A 16427-nucleotide genomic window follows, 5' to 3' on the forward strand; every position below is an offset into this window, starting at 1 on the left:
CATTGCCTTTGAAAAAAATTTCCCATTGGCTTCCTGCTTTTTCAGAAAACCAATCAGCTTTGGGATGTCCTCTTCCTCGATAGGCGCACCGAGAACGGATTCCACCGCACCGCCAACCTGACAGAGCCTATGGGTTCGTTTTTTACTTTCTTCGGCTTTCTTTCGTTTCAGAAGTTCTTTCTTCTGTGCTGCATATCGTTTTGCTTTTTCAAGGCTTTCCTGTTCCTTCTTTTCCATTTCAAGCATTCGTTCTTCATAACTTTTTGTTGATTTTGCCATGATTACATTCCCCTTTCTTTTACAAACATAAGTTCTCGGTTGCGTATCAGAAGAAGCACATGGTATAATCTTCTTGCGTGTAGGTATATCATGGCTTCGGTCTGATAGAACCTTTGGCGGTTTCTTTGGAAGCCGCCTTTTTAATTTGCCGCAGTTCTTGTTACGGCTTTTACATTTCCTCTATCCCTCAAATCACGACCTTCATTCGCTTCCATAAACATTTCCAGAATATCGGTTTTAATCAGGACTTTGCGACCAACCTTTAATACTGGAAGTTTCTTCCATTCTACAAGCTGTCTTAAGGTGTTTCTGCCGATTCCCGTATAGTCAGCAGCTTCTTCGATGGATAATGCAATTTTTCTTTGCGTCATATAATCACCTCCTTATAAATTGCATTATGCAATTCTTGTGATGTAAGTATATCCTTTTCATATCTTTTTGTCAAGCGTTACGAAATATTAAAAATAATTTTTAAGTTGCATATTGCAATTACAGAAAAACAATGCTATAATTCATACATACCGAAAAAGGAGGCAGTCAGCATGAAAGATAAAGAACTACGCAAGCTGATAGGCAGCAGAGTAAAACAGCGCCGTCTGGAATTGAATCTGACACAGCCTTATGTCGCAGAAAAGATGGGTGTTACCGCTTCTACAATCCTGCGTTATGAGAATGGTTCGATTGACAATACGAAAAAAATGGTGCTGGAAGGTCTTTCGGAAGCACTCCATGTATCTGTGGAATGGCTCAAAGGGGAAACAGATGAATATGAAACCGACATTACGGATAAGAGAGAGTTACAGATTCGTGATGCGATGGGAGATATTCTGGAACAGTTACCGCTTGCCCTTACCAAAGAAGAAGATGCTTTTTCAAAAGATTTATTACTGCTGATGTTAAAACAATATGGTCTGTTTTTGGATTCCTTCCAGTTCGCCTGCAAAAACTTCAAGGGGAATGCTGGTCAGACGGATATTGCCAAAACAATAGGGTTTGAATCGAATGATGAATATAATGAGATTATGTTCTTAAGGGAAATCACTCACACCATCAATGCTTTTAATGAGATGGCAGACGTTGTAAGGCTCTATTCCAAGAAACCAAAAACAGCAGAACAAAGGCTTGCAAATCTTTTATCAGAAGTCTTATACGAAGATTCCGAATCGGTATAGTAAGACAACCGGAGTTATGATATACTTACACGCACGAAGCATTTCATCAGTTCCGATTGTCTAATATCGAAAGGAGACATACGATTATGGCAAAAGGATCTGTAAGAAAAAAAGGAAAGAAATGGTACTACCGCTTCTATGTAGAGGACGCAAGCGGCAATCTTGTTCAGAAAGAATGCGTTGGAACAGAAAGCAAAAGTGAAACTGAAAAGCTGCTCCGTCAGGCAATGGATGATTATGAGAAAAAGAAATTTGTTGCCAAAGCGGAAAATCTCACAGTCGGACAGCTTTTGGATGTGTGGGCAGAGGAGGAATTAAAAACAGGTACGCTCAGCAATGGTACGGTGGAGAATTACCTCGGAACAATCCGAAATATCAAGAAACACCCATTGGCAGAACGGAAACTGAAAAATGTAACCTCTGAACATTTGCAATCCTTCTTCGATTTGCTTTCCTTCGGGGGAGTTCATCCCGACGGAAAAGAGAGAAAGGGTTACAGCAAAGATTATATCCATTCTTTTTCCGCAGTCATGCAGCAGTCCTTCCGTTTTGCAGTATTTCCAAAGCAGTATATTACGTTCAATCCCATGCAGTATATTAAACTGCGGTATCAGACGGATGAAGTGGATTTGTTTTCCGATGAGGATATGGACGGAAATGTCCAACCAATTTCACGAGAAGATTATGAAAGATTGCTTGCTTATCTGCAAAAAAAGAACCCAGCCGCAATACTTCCAATCCAGATAGCCTATTATGCCGGGCTTCGTATTGGAGAAGCCTGCGGTTTGGCATGGCAGGACGTAAATCTGGAAGAACAATGCCTTACCATAAGACGCAGCATCCGATATGATGGCTCAAAGCGCAAATATATCATCGGACCAACCAAGCGGAAAAAAGTAAGGGTTGTTGATTTTGGAGATACACTGGTAGAGATTTTCCGTAATGCCCGGAAAGAGCAGTTAAAAAATCGAATGCAGTACGGAGAACTTTATCACACGAACTACTACAAAGAGGTCAAAGAGAAAAACAGAGTGTACTACGAATATTATTGTTTAGACAGAACAGAGGAAGTCCCGACAGATTATAAAGAAATTTCTTTCGTCTGTTTAAGACCGGATGGTTGTTTGGAACTTCCAACTACTTTGGGGACTGTTTGCAGAAAGGTGGCAAAAACATTAGAGGGATTTGAAGGCTTTCATTTCCACCAGTTACGTCACACCTATACAAGCAACCTTTTAGCAAATGGAGCTGCCCCAAAAGATGTGCAGGAATTGTTGGGACACTCAGATGTCAGTACCACAATGAACGTCTATGCTCACTCCACAAGAGATGCGAAACGAAAATCAGTTCGGCTTCTTGATAAAGTGGTGGGCAATGACTAAAAAATTTCCCTTATTTCCCTTGTGATTATCTCATAAGGGCAAAAATAAGGGAAACTACATATCATTTCACTAATGGACAGGCGGGAAAGCCTATAAAATGGGGAAAGTTAGAGGAATAATTATATAAATTCCAGTTTATATGAGGACTTTTATGATGAAAATGGAGAGTGGCGGAGAACAGAAAAGAGATATTTAGCCAAGACAGGCGGTGCGCTGATGACAAACAGCTGGAAGCTTGACGGTAAATACTGGCATTACTTCGGTGCAGATGCCGAAATGGCAGAAGGCATTCGAACAATCAATGGAAGCAGATATTATTTTGTGGATGGTATCATGCAGACCCACGGAGTCGTAGAGGAAGCGGGCACAATATATCTTGTGAAAAGCGATGGAACGCTGACGGTAAATAAAAATGGCTGGTTAAAGCAAGGAGAATCCTGGTATTATGCAAAAGATAACAGCTATTATAAAAATACGGTAGTTCTGATCAATGGAAAATCGTATGGTTTTGATGAAAATGGAAGAATGTGGCAGAACGAAGTAGCTGTTTATGATGGGAAAAATTATATTGCAGACGCAAATGGCTATCTGCGCGAAATGAAGGAAGGATGGAGCAAAGTTGGCCAGAACTGGTACTATGTGCAGGATGGAAAACTGTTGAAAGGTACATTTGCTACGATCGGAAACGATAGGTATTATTTCTATGACAGCGGATGCATGGCACCGGAAGGGACAGAACTTCTTTTGGGATATGAAGGCCAATATTTTGTAGGAAAAGATGGAAAAATTCAAAAAAATAAAATGCAGGAAGCATACAATGGCATTTATTATTGTGATGGAGATGGAAAGACTGTAGATAACGTAGTTGAGATCAATGGAAATAAATATTTATTCAGCTATGGATGGATGTGCTCGGTTGGGTATACGCAGATTGATGGTGAAATTTATGTAGTCGGTGCAGAGGGAAAACTGGTTCCACTTCCGTATAAAGGCTGGAACAAAGTTGGTGAAAACTGGTATTATGTAGATGAAAACGGTGAGATGGTAAAAGATGGGGCATATAAGATCGGCGACAAAACTTATGTGTTCAGTAAATATGGAAAGATGCTGACCAGTAAAAATGGGGTTCAGATTAATGATGAAATATTGCAACATGTATATTCTGGACCTGCAGCAGCAGAAGATGGAACATTGTTGAAAAATACATGGATAAAAATTAAAGATTACGATGCGCTTGATGATAAAACTCAGTATTACTGGCAGTATTATGACGGAAATGGAAAGCGCGTATATGGTCTTATTACACTTGGCGGAAAGAAATATTTTATCGGAGATTGTCTGTATACGGATACAACGTACAAATCTTATATAGCGGACAGCAATGGTGTTCTGCATGAGGCAAAAAAAGATGGCTGGTACAAAATAGGAAAGTATTGGTATTATCGTGCCAATGGTGCTTTTGTAACAAGTGCGATACGGAAGATAGGCAATGCGTATTATGCGTTTGACTATGATGGTCATATGTATGAAAATCAGACATTTGAAGAACAGGATAAATATGGAAGAACAGTATATTACCGCGCATCGGCCAGCGGAAGTCTGATAAGAAATACATCCTGGAAAGATACCAACGGGGATGTCTATTACTATGATGCAGATGGAATCGGATATGAGGGAACCCACAGTATCAACGGTGTGACCTGCTATTTTGAAAACGGAAAACTGCTGAGAAATGCAGCCGTTTATGACAGCTATGGAACACGCTATATCATAGATTCCAAGGGAAACATGCGAAAAATGGCAAATAATCAGTGGTCAAAAGTAGATGGTTTCTGGTATTATGCACAGGATGGCATGATTCTGAAGAATACCACTGCGAAGATCAACGGCAAATATTATGGATTTGATGCACAGGGAAGAATGTATGAGAATACAACTTTTGTATTAGAAAATTTCTATCTTGATAAGATTACTTATTATGCATCAAAGGACGGAGTATTATTGACAGATCAGCAGTACAAACTGGGTAAAGATACCTATTGCTTTGATGCATATGGCCGCGGATATGAAGGACGTCATTGGGTCAATGGAAAGAGTTGCTTTTTTAGAAATGGTAAGCTTATAGGATAAATAAAAGTAATTAAAACTTCCCGCATACAAACATTCTGTGTGCGGGAAGTTTTAGTGAAAATAAATCATAATTAAGAGGGAGGAAAGACATATGAAAATGAAGAAAATGAAACCTGCAGGAATCTGGAAGAGTTGTATATTCCGTCCAGTGTGGCGAAAATAGAAGGACCCATGTGGATGTCTGAAAAGTTAAAACAGGTAGTTTTTGCATCAGAATCCAAACTTACTTTCCTTGGAGGCGAGGTGTTTGACAGCTGCAAAGAATTAGAAAATATTTGCTTTCCGGCAAGTATAAACACGCTGTCTGATGACTTTTGGGGAAGTGAATTTTTGTATTGTGAAAACTTGAAAACATTATATGCGGCACCAGGGGCAGGAATCTATAGCTGCGAGTATTTTGGATGCCAGACTTTATCTGGATGTGGACAGGTTACAATATACGGGGAAGGCAGTTCCAATGCTTTATCGCGGCTCGCAGAACAATTTGATCGCCCGTATCAGGATGTTTCACAAAGCTGTGACCGTGTTCTTGGAATTACGTTTCAGGATACAGTTCAGAGTGTTGTAAAAGGCGAAAGTAAATCGCTGAACACCGTTATATATCCAAGTATAAAATCAGATGAAGTCCTGACATATACCAGCAGTGATGAGTCAATTGCTGTAGTAGATGCGAATGGAAATGTAAAGGGAATCCAGGAAGGAACCGAGCTTACGCAAGATGTCAGATCCAGGTAGAAAACAAACAGCAACCTGCGAAATGGATCAAATCCGGAAACAGATGGTGGTACCGCTACAGCGACGGTTCTTATCCGAAAAATGAAATCTGCCAGATTGGAAAATCCTGGTATTGTTTTGATGCGCAGGGCTGGATGCAGACCGGTTGGCAGTATAAAGATAAAAACTGGTACTATTTCAAAGCCGATGGAGCAATACAGACCGGTTGGCTGTTGGAAAAGGGAACCTGGTATTATTTGAATGCCGATGGAACTATGGCAAAAGGCTGGAAGTATGTAAATAAAGTGTGGTATTATTTACAGAATAATGGAGCAATGCAGACCGGTTGGCTGACAGAAGGCGGAAAACGGTATTACCTGAACGCCGATGGAAAAATGGCAGTTAATAGCTGGCAGAAGGTTGGCGGAAAATGGTATTATATGGATAAGAATGGAGTAATGCAGAAATCAAAATGGATCAGCGGAATTTATTATGTAAAAGATGATGGAAGCATGGCCGTTTCTGAATGGGTAGACCAGGACAGATATTATGTGGATGCCAATGGCGTATGGGTAAAAGGAAAAACAAAAGAGGCATAAAAATCTATGCGGGCAGATTCAACTTCGAATCTGCCCGTTTGATATGTAACTATAAATGAGCAAATTTGAAATTTCAACAAAGGTCAGTTCCGCTTTTTCTGCCACTGCAGGAACAGAAGTATTTTCCTTCATTTCTTCATATGTCTGTCGCCGGAACCGTCTTTGCCAGTGATAATAACTTTGTTCGCTGATTCCATTCTCATCCATCCAGTTTTTATCTGATTGACCTGCTGGTCGTTGACTGCAGGCCTGAATAATTTTTTTCCAGTATTCTGCACGTACTTCATGAGTACACTGATCCATAGTCTTTAGTCTTCCTTGAAAAACTCCATTGTTTTTTTCAAGTATGCACTAAAAATAACTTTAGTGAAAGGCGAGTGGTTTGACCTTTACGTTTGATCTAATTATGGCACAAATAGAAACTGATAAAAAACTACTCAGTTTTCACCGTTTACCATGTACCGGCTGTCCTTTTTTTGCCTTTTAACGCTAAAAGGTAATGTTTTTCTTGTGTGCAGTAAAGTGTTAGAGTATAATAAAACCAGTTTTTTTGCATAAGTTTAGGCGGAGAATCCTGCCGTAGCAGGATCCTTTCTTACGGTGTTATTTCACAGACGTAACCATAATAGTTTTACTGCAGGGGGGATAGGAAATGAAAACAAAAGATATTCAGGAACTCTATCAAATAAAATTACATAGTATGGACACGATCCTGCATCAGATATCGCTTATGGATCAGGTGGAAAATGAGCAGGAGCTGTCAGAAATCATTCACTCTTTGTTGCAGGCGATTGGAAACTATACAGGGGCAGACCGGGTATATGTTTTTGACTGGGAAACCGATCAGAAGGACAGCCTGAGCAATACATTTGAATGGTGTGCCGATGGAGTGGCACCAGAGATAGATAACCTTCAGGCAATCCCGGTCAGTTCGATGCCGAACTGGGTGAAACGATTTGAAAACAAGGAAGTAATCGTGATTCATGATCTGGAAGCGACAAAAAATTCTGAACCGGAAGAATATGAATTGTTAAAAACACAGGAAATATGTTCCTTGATTGCGGTGCCGATTTATGCCAATCATCAGATGAATGGATTTATCGGGGTAGATAATCCTGATTTGAGGCAGAATGAGATTTCCATTACACTGCTGTCTGATGTTGGCGGACATCTTGGATGTGTGAGGAAAAATCTGAAAAGTACGGTACTGTTGAAAAAGGCTCTTGATGAGGCAACAAAGAGGTCAGAGATTATTGCCGCAATTGCTACGTTGTATGTAACAATCGTACAAGCCAATGTTAAAGAGCGGACATATGAGCTTTTGAAAGGCCATGACCTTGTGCAAAAAATCCTTGGACAAAAGGGGAAAATTGATGATGTTATGGAAAGGCTTCCAACAGCATTTGCCGCCCAGGAAGGGAGAGAAAAATACCGGGAGTTTCTTGACTTTGATACATTGACAGAGAGACTTCGTAATACGAATTTTGTTTCGATTGAATTTATGGGAGTAAACGGAGAATGGCGGCTGGCCAGATTTATTGTAAAGAGCAGAGATGCACATGGAAACGCTGTGGATGTGCTTTATGTCGTACGAGATATTACGGAAGAAAAATCACGGGAACTCATGTATCAGAAACAGTTTAAGGAAAGCATGGAAGATGCTCATCGCGCGAATCTTTCAAAAACAGCCTTTCTCCGGCGTATGAGCCACGATATCCGTACACCGCTAAACGGAATCGTGGGGATGATCCATATCGCTGAAAAATATAACAATGATGTGGTCAAGTTAAGGGAATGCAGGAAGAAGGTACTTCAGTCCGCCGATTATCTGCAAAATCTGATCAACAATGTCCTGGATATCAGCAAACTGGAATCCGGTTCCCTTGTGTTGGAACATAAATCCTTTGATCTGGCAGAACTGTTAAGGAATAATCTGACGGTTGTTGCAATGAGTGCTTATGAGAATGGTGTAAGATTTGAAGGCGGCGTGGAAGCAAGCACAATCCGCCACAGATATTTGATTGGAAGTCCGGTACATCTGAGCAGGGTTTTAATGAATCTTTCTTCCAACGCGATTAAATACAATCATTTTCATGGAACAGTGAATGTTCATTGCGAAGAATTATCGGATGATGGGAATATAGCTGTTTTTCAGTTTGTATGTTCAGATACCGGTCTTGGTATGAGTGAAGAATTTCAAAAACATGCGTTTGATGCTTTTGCGCAGGAAGGCAAACAGTCAACTACAACATTCAGTGGCTCCGGTCTGGGACTTTCGATTGTCAAAGATATTGTTGAACGGATGGGTGGAACGATAGAACTGGAAAGCGAAGAAAATGTAGGAAGCACGTTTACGGTTACGGTTCCATTTGAAATAGATTATTTGGTTGAAAATAATGATTCACAGAAGGACAGCTACTCACAGGATATGGATCTGTCAGGAAAACGGGTGCTTCTTGTTGAAGATAATGTCATTAATATGGAGATAGCCCATGCAATCCTGGAGGAGGAGCATCTGAACATTACAGAAGCGAAAAACGGAAAAGAGGCATTTGAAATATTTCAGAATTCCAGGTTGGATGAGTATGATGTCATCATCATGGATGTGATGATGCCGGTCATGGATGGGCTGGAAGCAACAAAAGCAATTCGTATGCTGGAACGTGAAGATGCCAAAAAGATTCCAATCATTGCCATGACGGCAAATGCTTTTGAGGAAGATCGGAAAGCATGTCTGGAGGCCGGGATGAATGAACATATTGGAAAGCCGATTGATATTCCGCAATTAAAAAGAGTGATCACAAAACTGCTGACAAAAAGGGGTAGTAAACGCAAAAACATAATCATTCATTGAAATTAAGAAGAACTATAGCAATTTTATTAGGACTTTTGATATTTAGCAGTCACCCTGGCAGGGTGCAAAAACACAGATAACACGAAAGAAGAAACCGAAAAGCCTGTTATTACCCTCGGCAGCGACAGCTATCCACCATACAATTATCTGAATGAGGATGGTGTACCGACAGGAATTGATGTAGAACTGGCTACGGAAGCATTCAAAAGAATGGGATAACAGGTGAAGGTTGTCCAGATCAACTGGGAGGAGAAAAAAGAACTGGTGGAGAGCGGCGAGATTGATTGTATCATGGGCTGTTTTTTCTATGGAAGGACGTCTTGACGATTACCGCTGTCCAGTCCACAACCAAACCGGAAAGCATCTTTCTGAACCGGACGGATGAGAGGATCCCAAAGCTGGGAAATCTGATCATCCTGGGACACCGGGAGCTGATCTATACGTTTCTGGGAAAAGGATATGTAGATGCGGTTGCTGCACACGAGGAATCTATCGTTCAGTATAGGAAGGATTATGATGCAAGCTTCCGTATCCTGGAAGAGCCTCTGATGATCACCGGAATAGGCGTTGCTTTTGCAAAAGAGGATGACAGGGGAATCTGTGAGCAGATGGGCCAGACACAGGAAGAGATGCGTCTGGATGGCACATCCCTGAAAATCATTGAAAAATACCTGGATGATCCCCAGAAGTATCTGGAGGTGGAGAAAAACGGATCCAGCTGCTCGGCGGTCTGATAGGAATCTGTGTAGCTGTAGTCTCTCTGTTTTATTTCTTCCACGCAGAAAAAGCAGAAGCAGAGAAAAGAATGGTGGAGATTGTAAACTATGTGAAAGTGCAGTGTTCCACTACACCCATTATAATGAATCTTCGGAATCCAAAAGTCTCCTCCGTGCCATTGAAAGTGCCAGACAAATGAGTACAAATATTAAAATGGAAACAGAAAACGGCGGGCAGCTAAGAGAGGATTTCCTGAAAGAAAAAAGGTGCCGACGTGACAAAAACATGGGATGGTCAGGAAGCTGTTGAACTGTTCAGAAATAGTGAACCTGGTGAATTTGATGTCATTCTTATGGACATTATGATGCCGGTCATGAATGGTTATGAAGCTACAAAGATGATTAGGTCTCTGGACAGAGAGGATGCAAAGAAAATACCGATCATTGCAATGACAGCAAATGCGTTCACGGAGGACAGAATAAGGGCAAAAGAAGCAGGGATGAATGAACATGTTGCTAAGCCTGTTGATGTGGAATTACTGATGAAAGTAATTTATAGCGGGAGTGCTATGAAGCATTAATAGTACATGAGAAAACAAGGAGGAATTCAGTTGTTGGAGAAAGCGGTTCAGGCTGCAATATATGAAAAAGCTCTTAAAAATCATTATATAGAAATCCTGTACATTGATTTTGAAGATACTCATGCGTTATGCATCTGGCAATATAGATGATCTTAATCGGATAAAACAGCAGATGACGATGGAAGCAATCACACAGGGAACAGCAGAACACATCATGCATCATGTTATGATCAATTTTATACTGAATGGTAAGATGCGTTTCATGCAGTTTGACTTTACAAGAGAAAGTGCAGATACAAAAAATGTTTTCCTGTTTGTGGAGGACTATACAGTTCCACAGCAGCAGATGATGATGCTGCTGGAAAAAAGCTGGTTCTATAACAGAACCAGCTTTTTTGTGTATTCATGGACGAACTGTGTCCCTGTTTTGTGAGAACGGACAGTCTCGTAAAAAAGAGAGGCCTGTATATCGCTCTCAAAGGCGGCAAGTGCATCGCCGGTAAGAAGCCGCGGGGCGTCGGCTGCCTTGGCAATGAGCGGCAGAGAAGAACGTCTTCTAATCTCTTTTAACAATGCACCGGCACTTTTTCGGAAACCGAGAACACGGTTATAGCCGGCCGGGTACAATGTTTTCTGGTTCAGAAGCAGATGCATCAGGGCACGGCTGATGCGGGTGTAGGTCATCTCTTTTGTTTTGAGCTGCAGGGCGAACTCCGAGAATGAGGAGCATGCGTGGCGCTGGCGGAGGATGCGATTGGCAAGATCCGGCGAAAGATCAAGATAAGAGGAAAGGGATTCCTTCGTTTCTGTGAGGAGCCGCGCGGCGAGGAGCAGGCTGAAATCATCGCTGGAAAGCAGGCCGTGTGCGGTGACGGCGTCCTGGAAAGCGGGATAGACTGCTTCCGGCATGCAGGAGGCGAGCGCGGACAGTTCCGGATCCTTATGCGGATTGGAAAAAAGAAGATTCCGCATTGCTGTAGCAGAAGGGAGTGCCTGTGTGAAAAGCGCTCCTTCGTGGTAGCCGCTGCCCTCCCGGCGGATCGTTACCGGCCGAATGCGGCTTTGTGACAGCAGAAGTGCCTGGACATATTCAATGCCTAAAATATTGTTTGGTTCTTTTAAAAAGGTATCAAGTTCTTCTTTTGAAAGCGAAGAGAAGGAAGCGCTGTCAGAAAAATAAGCGGAAAGTGCCTGTGCGCGCGCCGTCGGGAAGGAAAGTCCGTTCCGAAGCAGACCGGAGAGCAGCTTACGGTATTCCTCCGGCTCGTGGAGCAGAACATCAGCGAGTTCCAGAAACGGCGCCGTGTCTCCATATTCACTGCCAAAGCAGAGAAAATCGACACAGCCAAGCGCAGTAAGAAGCGATACCGCCCCGCGTGCGAAATGCTGTGCACTGCCGAGTGCAAAGTGACACGGAAGCTGTAAGATAAGGTCCGCGCCGCCAAGAAGCGCCAGCTCCGCACGGTCGTGTTGGTCAAGAATCGCAGGTGCGCCGCGCTGGACGAAATCGCCGCTCATAATCACGACAAGATAGTCCGCCCCGGTCAGCTCCCTGGCTTTTGCCAGCTGATAAGCATGGCCGTTATGAAAAGGATTATATTCTGCAATGACTGCGGTAATGGTCATAAAACGTACCTTCTTTCGAAAAAAATAGCACGATTCCAAACAGAGAGGAACCGCGGATCACATAGCCCTATCGTAACAAAAACAGAAAAGGAATGCAAGAATTCCTCCGTTTTGGATTTTTTGTCCAGTTGTTTTGAATTTTATACTTGCGAAAGGGCAAAAAGCGTACTACAATGAGAATATCGAGTAAATTTATCGAAAGGAGTCAAAAGATCATGGGATTTATTGACACAATTAAAGCAAGAGCAAAAGCAGACAAAAAAACAATTGTACTGCCAGAGTCAGAAGACAGAAGAACATATGAGGCTGCTGCACAGATCCTGAAAGAGGACCTTGCAAATCTGATCATCATCGGAAGCGAAGAGGCAGTAAAGAAAGGCAGCGAGGGACTGGATGTCTCCAAAGCTACTATTGTAGATCCAGAGAAAAACGAGAAAACACAGGCTTATGTAGATAAGCTGGTAGAGCTTCGTGCAAAGAAAGGCATGACTCCGGAGAAAGCAAGAGAGACCATCCTGAATGACTATACATATTATGGCGTTATGATGGTTAAAATGGGAGATGCAGACGGACTTGTTTCCGGTGCCTGCCATTCTACCGCAAACACCTTACGTCCATGCCTGCAGATCTTAAAGACCAAACCAGGCACAAAACTCGTATCCGCATTCTTCCTGATGGTAGTTCCGGACTGCGAGTACGGCGATGACGGTGTATTCGTATTCGGTGACTGTGGTCTGAACCAGAACCCGAATCCGGAAGAGCTGGCTGCAATCGCAGAGTCTTCCGCAGAGTCCTACCGCATGCTGACCGGAAACGAGCCAAGAGTTGCTATGCTTTCCCACTCCTCCAAAGGAAGTGCAAAACATGCTGATGTAGACAAAGTTGTTGAGGCTACCAGAATTGCAAAAGAAGCAAACCCGGATCTCGCACTCGACGGCGAGCTGCAGCTTGATGCCGCTATCGTTCCAAGCGTAGGTGCATCCAAAGCTCCGGACAGCAAAGTAGCAGGAAAAGCAAACGTTCTGATCTTCCCGGATCTGGATGCCGGAAACATCGGATACAAACTGGTACAGAGACTGGCAAAAGCAGAAGCATACGGCCCGATGACGCAGGGTATCGCAGCTCCAGTCAACGATCTGTCCCGTGGATGCTCCGCAGAGGATATCGTTGGTGTTGTAGCAATCACTGCTGTACAGTGCCAGGCACAGTAAGCACGAAACAAAACCAATTACAAGCGGTTTTCTGGCCGGCTGCGGAGAACAGGCCGGCCAGAAGTTTTAATAAGAATTTTAAAATAGGAGAATTTAGAAATGAACGTATTAGTAGTAAACTGCGGAAGTTCCTCTCTGAAATTCCAGCTGATCAATTACGATAACCGTGATGTCCTGGCAAAAGGACTCTGTGAGAGAATCGGTATCGACGGACGCCTCGTTTATGAGCCAAAGAACGGCGAAAAAGAGGTAACAGAAGCAGCAATGCCGACACACGTAGAGGCAATCCAGATGGTTCTGGACGCTCTGGTAAACGAGAAGAGCGGCGTCATCAAGAGCCTGGAAGAAGTAGATGCCATCGGACACCGCGTTCTGCACGGCGGAATGAAGATCACAAACTCTGTTATCATCGATGACGAAGTAATCAAAGTTATCGAGGAGTGCGCTGACCTTGGTCCTCTGCACAATCCGGCAAACCTGATGGGAATCAATGCCTGCATGAAACTGATGCCGGGCGTTCCGAACGTAGCAGTATTTGATACCGCATTCCATCAGACCATGCCTCCGAAAGCATATATGTACGGTATTCCGAAAGAGTACTATGAGAAATACGCAATCCGTAAATACGGCTTCCACGGAACTTCTCATAAATTCGTATCCAAGAGAACCGCAGAGTTCCTTGGCAAAGACTACAACGATCTGAAGATCATCGTATGCCATATGGGAAATGGTGCTTCCCTTTCCGCTGTAAAGAACGGCAAATGTGTAGATACCTCCATGGGCCTTACCCCGCTTGAAGGTGTGATCATGGGAACCCGTTCCGGAGATATCGATCCAGCTTTTGTTGAGTATCTGTGCAACAAAGAGAACCTGACCGTATCCGAGGTTCTGAACATTCTGAATAAGAAATCCGGTATGCTCGGCATGACCGGCATCTCCAGCGATTACCGTGATGTATCTGCAGCAGCAGAGGCAGGCAATCAGGATGCCATCAACTGTCTGGAAGCATACGCTTACCGTATTATCAAATACATCGGTTCCTACATCGCAGCTATGGGCGGCGTAGATGTGATCACCTTCACCGCAGGCCTTGGAGAGAACGCTATTCCGCTTCGTGAGACCATCTGCAAAGCATTTGAGTTCATGGGTCTGGAATTCGATTCTGAGGCAAATAACTGCCGCGGCGTTGAGAAGATCATCACCAAAGAAGGCTCCAAGATTACAGCATGCGTGATCCCGACCAACGAGGAAATCGCAATCTGCGAGGAGACTGTAGAGTTAGTAAAAGGAAAATAAAAAATAATTCAAAAAGCAGTTGACAATTCTTACCTTCCCGGGTATAATTGGTAAAGTGTGATTAGGAGAACAATATGAAAATCAGTCTGACCAAGTTATTTGCGCAGGACGGAAAGTCCGAAAAGTATGAAATTCCGCTTACATCCGAAATTTTTTCGATCGGCGGGCAGGACTATCGGGTAATCGAAAAACATCCTGTTATCCTTGGCCTTACGCATGAAGGCAATCGTGTGATCACGATCACCGGCAGTGCAGACCTTGCAATGGAGATTCCATGTGCAAGATGCCTGACACCGGTAGCGACTCCATTCCAGCTCAAGTTCGATCTGCAGATTGATCTGAATCTGTCAGAGGAAGAACGCGAGGAAAAAGAAGAGGACTCTTCGTTTGTGGAGGGAGACGAGCTCGATGTGGAAGAACTGGTTCGTAATGAGCTCATAGTCCAATGGCCGATTCGAGTGCTGTGTAAAGATGACTGTAAAGGAATCTGCAGCCGTTGTGGTGCGAATCTGAATATTCAGACCTGTGACTGTGATACCACAGGGCTAGACCCCCGAATGGCTGCAATCAAAGATATATTCAGCAAATTTAAGGAGGTGTAACTATGTCCATTTGTCCTAAGAATAAATCTTCCAAAGCAAGACGCGATAAGAGAAGAGCAAACTGGAAAATGTCTGCTCCGAACCTTGTAAAATGCAGCAAATGTGGTGCTCTTATGATGCCGCACAGAGTTTGCAAAGCTTGTGGTTCTTACAACAAAAAAGAAGTCGTTGCAATGGACTAATATTCATAAATCGGAATCAGTTCCGATGTGCAATGCAGCAAAAGGCTCCCGTCACCGGGGGCTTTTTTGTTGTCTCTGCGGGTTGTCTGGAAGCGTCATATAAAAGATTTGACGTGGTGTGTCGTGATGTGCTATAATGGTCTCGGTGAGAATTGAAACAATATTGCAACATTTTCGTAACAATTATAAAAAAGGAGTGCAAAGCATATGAAGAATAGACGAATCATATTTCTGGCAGCATGCATGTGCAGTGTAGTATTCCTCTCAGGATGTTCCACAGACAGTCTGATGGATAAAATGATGGGAACTGAGACGACGGTTTCGTCTTCGGCCAGTGTAGATATTTCAAAAGAGGACAGCGATGCTGTTCATGTAGATGCCAATCTGGAAAAGCCGATTTTTTCGGTAAATCCGGTGGAGAGCCTGCAGATTCCCGTTGGAAATACATCTGGAAAGCTGACTTGTGAGGCAGGAATAACGGGAGAAGGCACAGTAACATATCAGTGGTATAAGAACAACGTAAATTCCAACGGCGGAGGAACGCCGATTGAAGGCGCAACAGAAGTGACATACCAGGTCGATACTTCGGCGGAGGGCAAAGATTACTATTACGTTGTGGCAACAAACACGGTTGGAAATACCGTTTCCATGGCGACGAGTACGGTAACAGAAGTTACGGTAATTCCGGCAGGGAAATGGGTTCAGAATGAAAACGGATGGCAGTATCAGAATAATGATGGAAGCTATGCAACCAATACCTGGCAGAATATCGACGGCTACTGGTATGTGTTTGATGAAAATTCATACATGGTGACAGGATGGTACTGGAGCGGAGAAGAATGGTATTATCTGGCGGACAACGGTCAGATGCAGACCGGCTGGTTCACGCAGGATGGTGAGGAATATTATTTGGATCCGGATACCGGTGTCATGGCACGGAATACAACCATAGACGGTCATGAGATGAATTCGAGCGGAGTCAAGGTTTCTTAAGAAAAATAAGATAAAACAGAGCGGGTGGATTTTGGAAAGATAAATCCACCCGCTTTTTTGGAATACAGGAGAAAGCGCGGATGGGCATTT

16 protein-coding genes and 1 pseudogene are annotated in these 16427 nt (G+C 43.1%); 13 read left to right on the forward strand and 4 right to left on the reverse strand.

Annotated features, from left to right (window positions below; genetic code table 11):
• The coding region (locus tag DW915_RS11505; protein ID WP_243033826.1) for a DUF3847 domain-containing protein at positions 1 to 279 on the reverse strand (279 nt) is incomplete at its 3' end.
• Between the two features lie 140 nt (positions 280 to 419).
• Positions 420 to 650 (reverse strand): helix-turn-helix domain-containing protein, encoded by a 231-nt coding sequence (locus DW915_RS11510; protein WP_004843519.1) that lies wholly within the window; start codon positions 648 to 650, stop codon positions 420 to 422.
• Positions 651 to 821: 171 nt separating this feature from the next.
• Here DW915_RS11510 and DW915_RS11515 point away from each other — a divergent pair, with 171 nt between their 5' ends.
• From DW915_RS11515 to DW915_RS11535, 5 genes are all read left to right on the forward strand, one after another.
• Positions 822 to 1451: a helix-turn-helix domain-containing protein gene (locus tag DW915_RS11515; RefSeq protein ID WP_005608353.1), complete on the forward strand. Its 630-nt coding sequence runs from the start codon at positions 822 to 824 to the stop codon at positions 1449 to 1451.
• 86 nt (positions 1452 to 1537) lie between these two features.
• Complete coding sequence (locus DW915_RS11520) at positions 1538 to 2833, forward strand: tyrosine-type recombinase/integrase (RefSeq protein ID WP_005608354.1); 1296 nt, start codon at positions 1538 to 1540, stop codon at positions 2831 to 2833.
• 216 nt (positions 2834 to 3049) lie between these two features.
• The gene (locus DW915_RS11525) at positions 3050 to 4963 is read left to right on the forward strand and encodes a hypothetical protein (RefSeq protein ID WP_118742166.1); all 1914 of its coding nucleotides are present in this window, start codon (positions 3050 to 3052) and stop codon (positions 4961 to 4963) included.
• A 123-nt stretch (positions 4964 to 5086) separates the two neighbouring features.
• Positions 5087 to 5698, forward strand: a complete 612-nt coding sequence (locus DW915_RS11530) for an Ig-like domain-containing protein (RefSeq protein ID WP_279220270.1) — start codon at positions 5087 to 5089, stop codon at positions 5696 to 5698.
• Between the two features lie 134 nt (positions 5699 to 5832).
• Complete coding sequence (locus DW915_RS11535) at positions 5833 to 6276, forward strand: N-acetylmuramoyl-L-alanine amidase family protein (protein ID WP_118742168.1); 444 nt, start codon at positions 5833 to 5835, stop codon at positions 6274 to 6276.
• Between the two features lie 18 nt (positions 6277 to 6294).
• On the opposite strand, the gene tnpA is transcribed toward DW915_RS11535, so the two are convergent.
• A complete protein-coding gene (gene tnpA, locus DW915_RS11540) occupies positions 6295 to 6579 on the reverse strand; it encodes an IS66 family insertion sequence element accessory protein TnpA (RefSeq protein ID WP_243033828.1) in 285 nt (94 codons plus the stop codon).
• 349 nt (positions 6580 to 6928) lie between these two features.
• Between tnpA and DW915_RS11545 the strand changes: the two genes are divergently transcribed.
• From DW915_RS11545 to DW915_RS11555, 3 genes and pseudogenes are all read left to right on the forward strand, one after another.
• A complete protein-coding gene (locus tag DW915_RS11545; protein ID WP_118742169.1) occupies positions 6929 to 9130 on the forward strand; it encodes a hybrid sensor histidine kinase/response regulator in 2202 nt (733 codons plus the stop codon).
• A 54-nt stretch (positions 9131 to 9184) separates the two neighbouring features.
• Positions 9185 to 9864 (forward strand): annotated as a pseudogene (locus DW915_RS16575) (substrate-binding periplasmic protein).
• A gap of 257 nt (positions 9865 to 10121) precedes the next feature.
• Positions 10122 to 10427: a response regulator gene (locus tag DW915_RS11555; RefSeq protein ID WP_055228394.1), complete on the forward strand. Its 306-nt coding sequence runs from the start codon at positions 10122 to 10124 to the stop codon at positions 10425 to 10427.
• Positions 10428 to 10802: 375 nt separating this feature from the next.
• On the opposite strand, the gene DW915_RS11565 is transcribed toward DW915_RS11555, so the two are convergent.
• Entirely contained in the window at positions 10803 to 12053 is a 1251-nt protein-coding gene (locus tag DW915_RS11565) for a tRNA(Met) cytidine acetate ligase (protein WP_118742171.1), read from the reverse strand.
• A 215-nt stretch (positions 12054 to 12268) separates the two neighbouring features.
• On the opposite strand from DW915_RS11565, the gene pta reads away from it, so the two are divergent.
• The 5 genes from pta to DW915_RS11590 all read left to right on the forward strand — a co-directional run bounded on the left by pta (position 12269) and on the right by DW915_RS11590 (position 16337).
• Positions 12269 to 13264: a phosphate acetyltransferase gene (gene pta, locus DW915_RS11570; protein ID WP_022462726.1), complete on the forward strand. Its 996-nt coding sequence runs from the start codon at positions 12269 to 12271 to the stop codon at positions 13262 to 13264.
• Between the two features lie 99 nt (positions 13265 to 13363).
• Positions 13364 to 14560 (forward strand): acetate kinase, encoded by a 1197-nt coding sequence (locus DW915_RS11575; protein WP_022462727.1) that lies wholly within the window; start codon positions 13364 to 13366, stop codon positions 14558 to 14560.
• Positions 14561 to 14634: 74 nt separating this feature from the next.
• The gene (locus tag DW915_RS11580; protein ID WP_022462728.1) at positions 14635 to 15162 is read left to right on the forward strand and encodes a YceD family protein; all 528 of its coding nucleotides are present in this window, start codon (positions 14635 to 14637) and stop codon (positions 15160 to 15162) included.
• Between the two features lie 2 nt (positions 15163 to 15164).
• Positions 15165 to 15344 (forward strand): 50S ribosomal protein L32, encoded by a 180-nt coding sequence (rpmF, locus tag DW915_RS11585; protein ID WP_022462729.1) that lies wholly within the window; start codon positions 15165 to 15167, stop codon positions 15342 to 15344.
• 207 nt (positions 15345 to 15551) lie between these two features.
• Entirely contained in the window at positions 15552 to 16337 is a 786-nt protein-coding gene (locus DW915_RS11590) for a hypothetical protein (RefSeq protein ID WP_022462730.1), read from the forward strand.
• The last annotated feature ends 90 nt before the right edge of the window (positions 16338 to 16427 follow it).

The organism is Blautia sp. AM42-2 (assembly GCF_003480245.1).
Classification (GTDB): Bacteria; Bacillota; Clostridia; order Lachnospirales; family Lachnospiraceae; genus Fusicatenibacter; species Fusicatenibacter saccharivorans.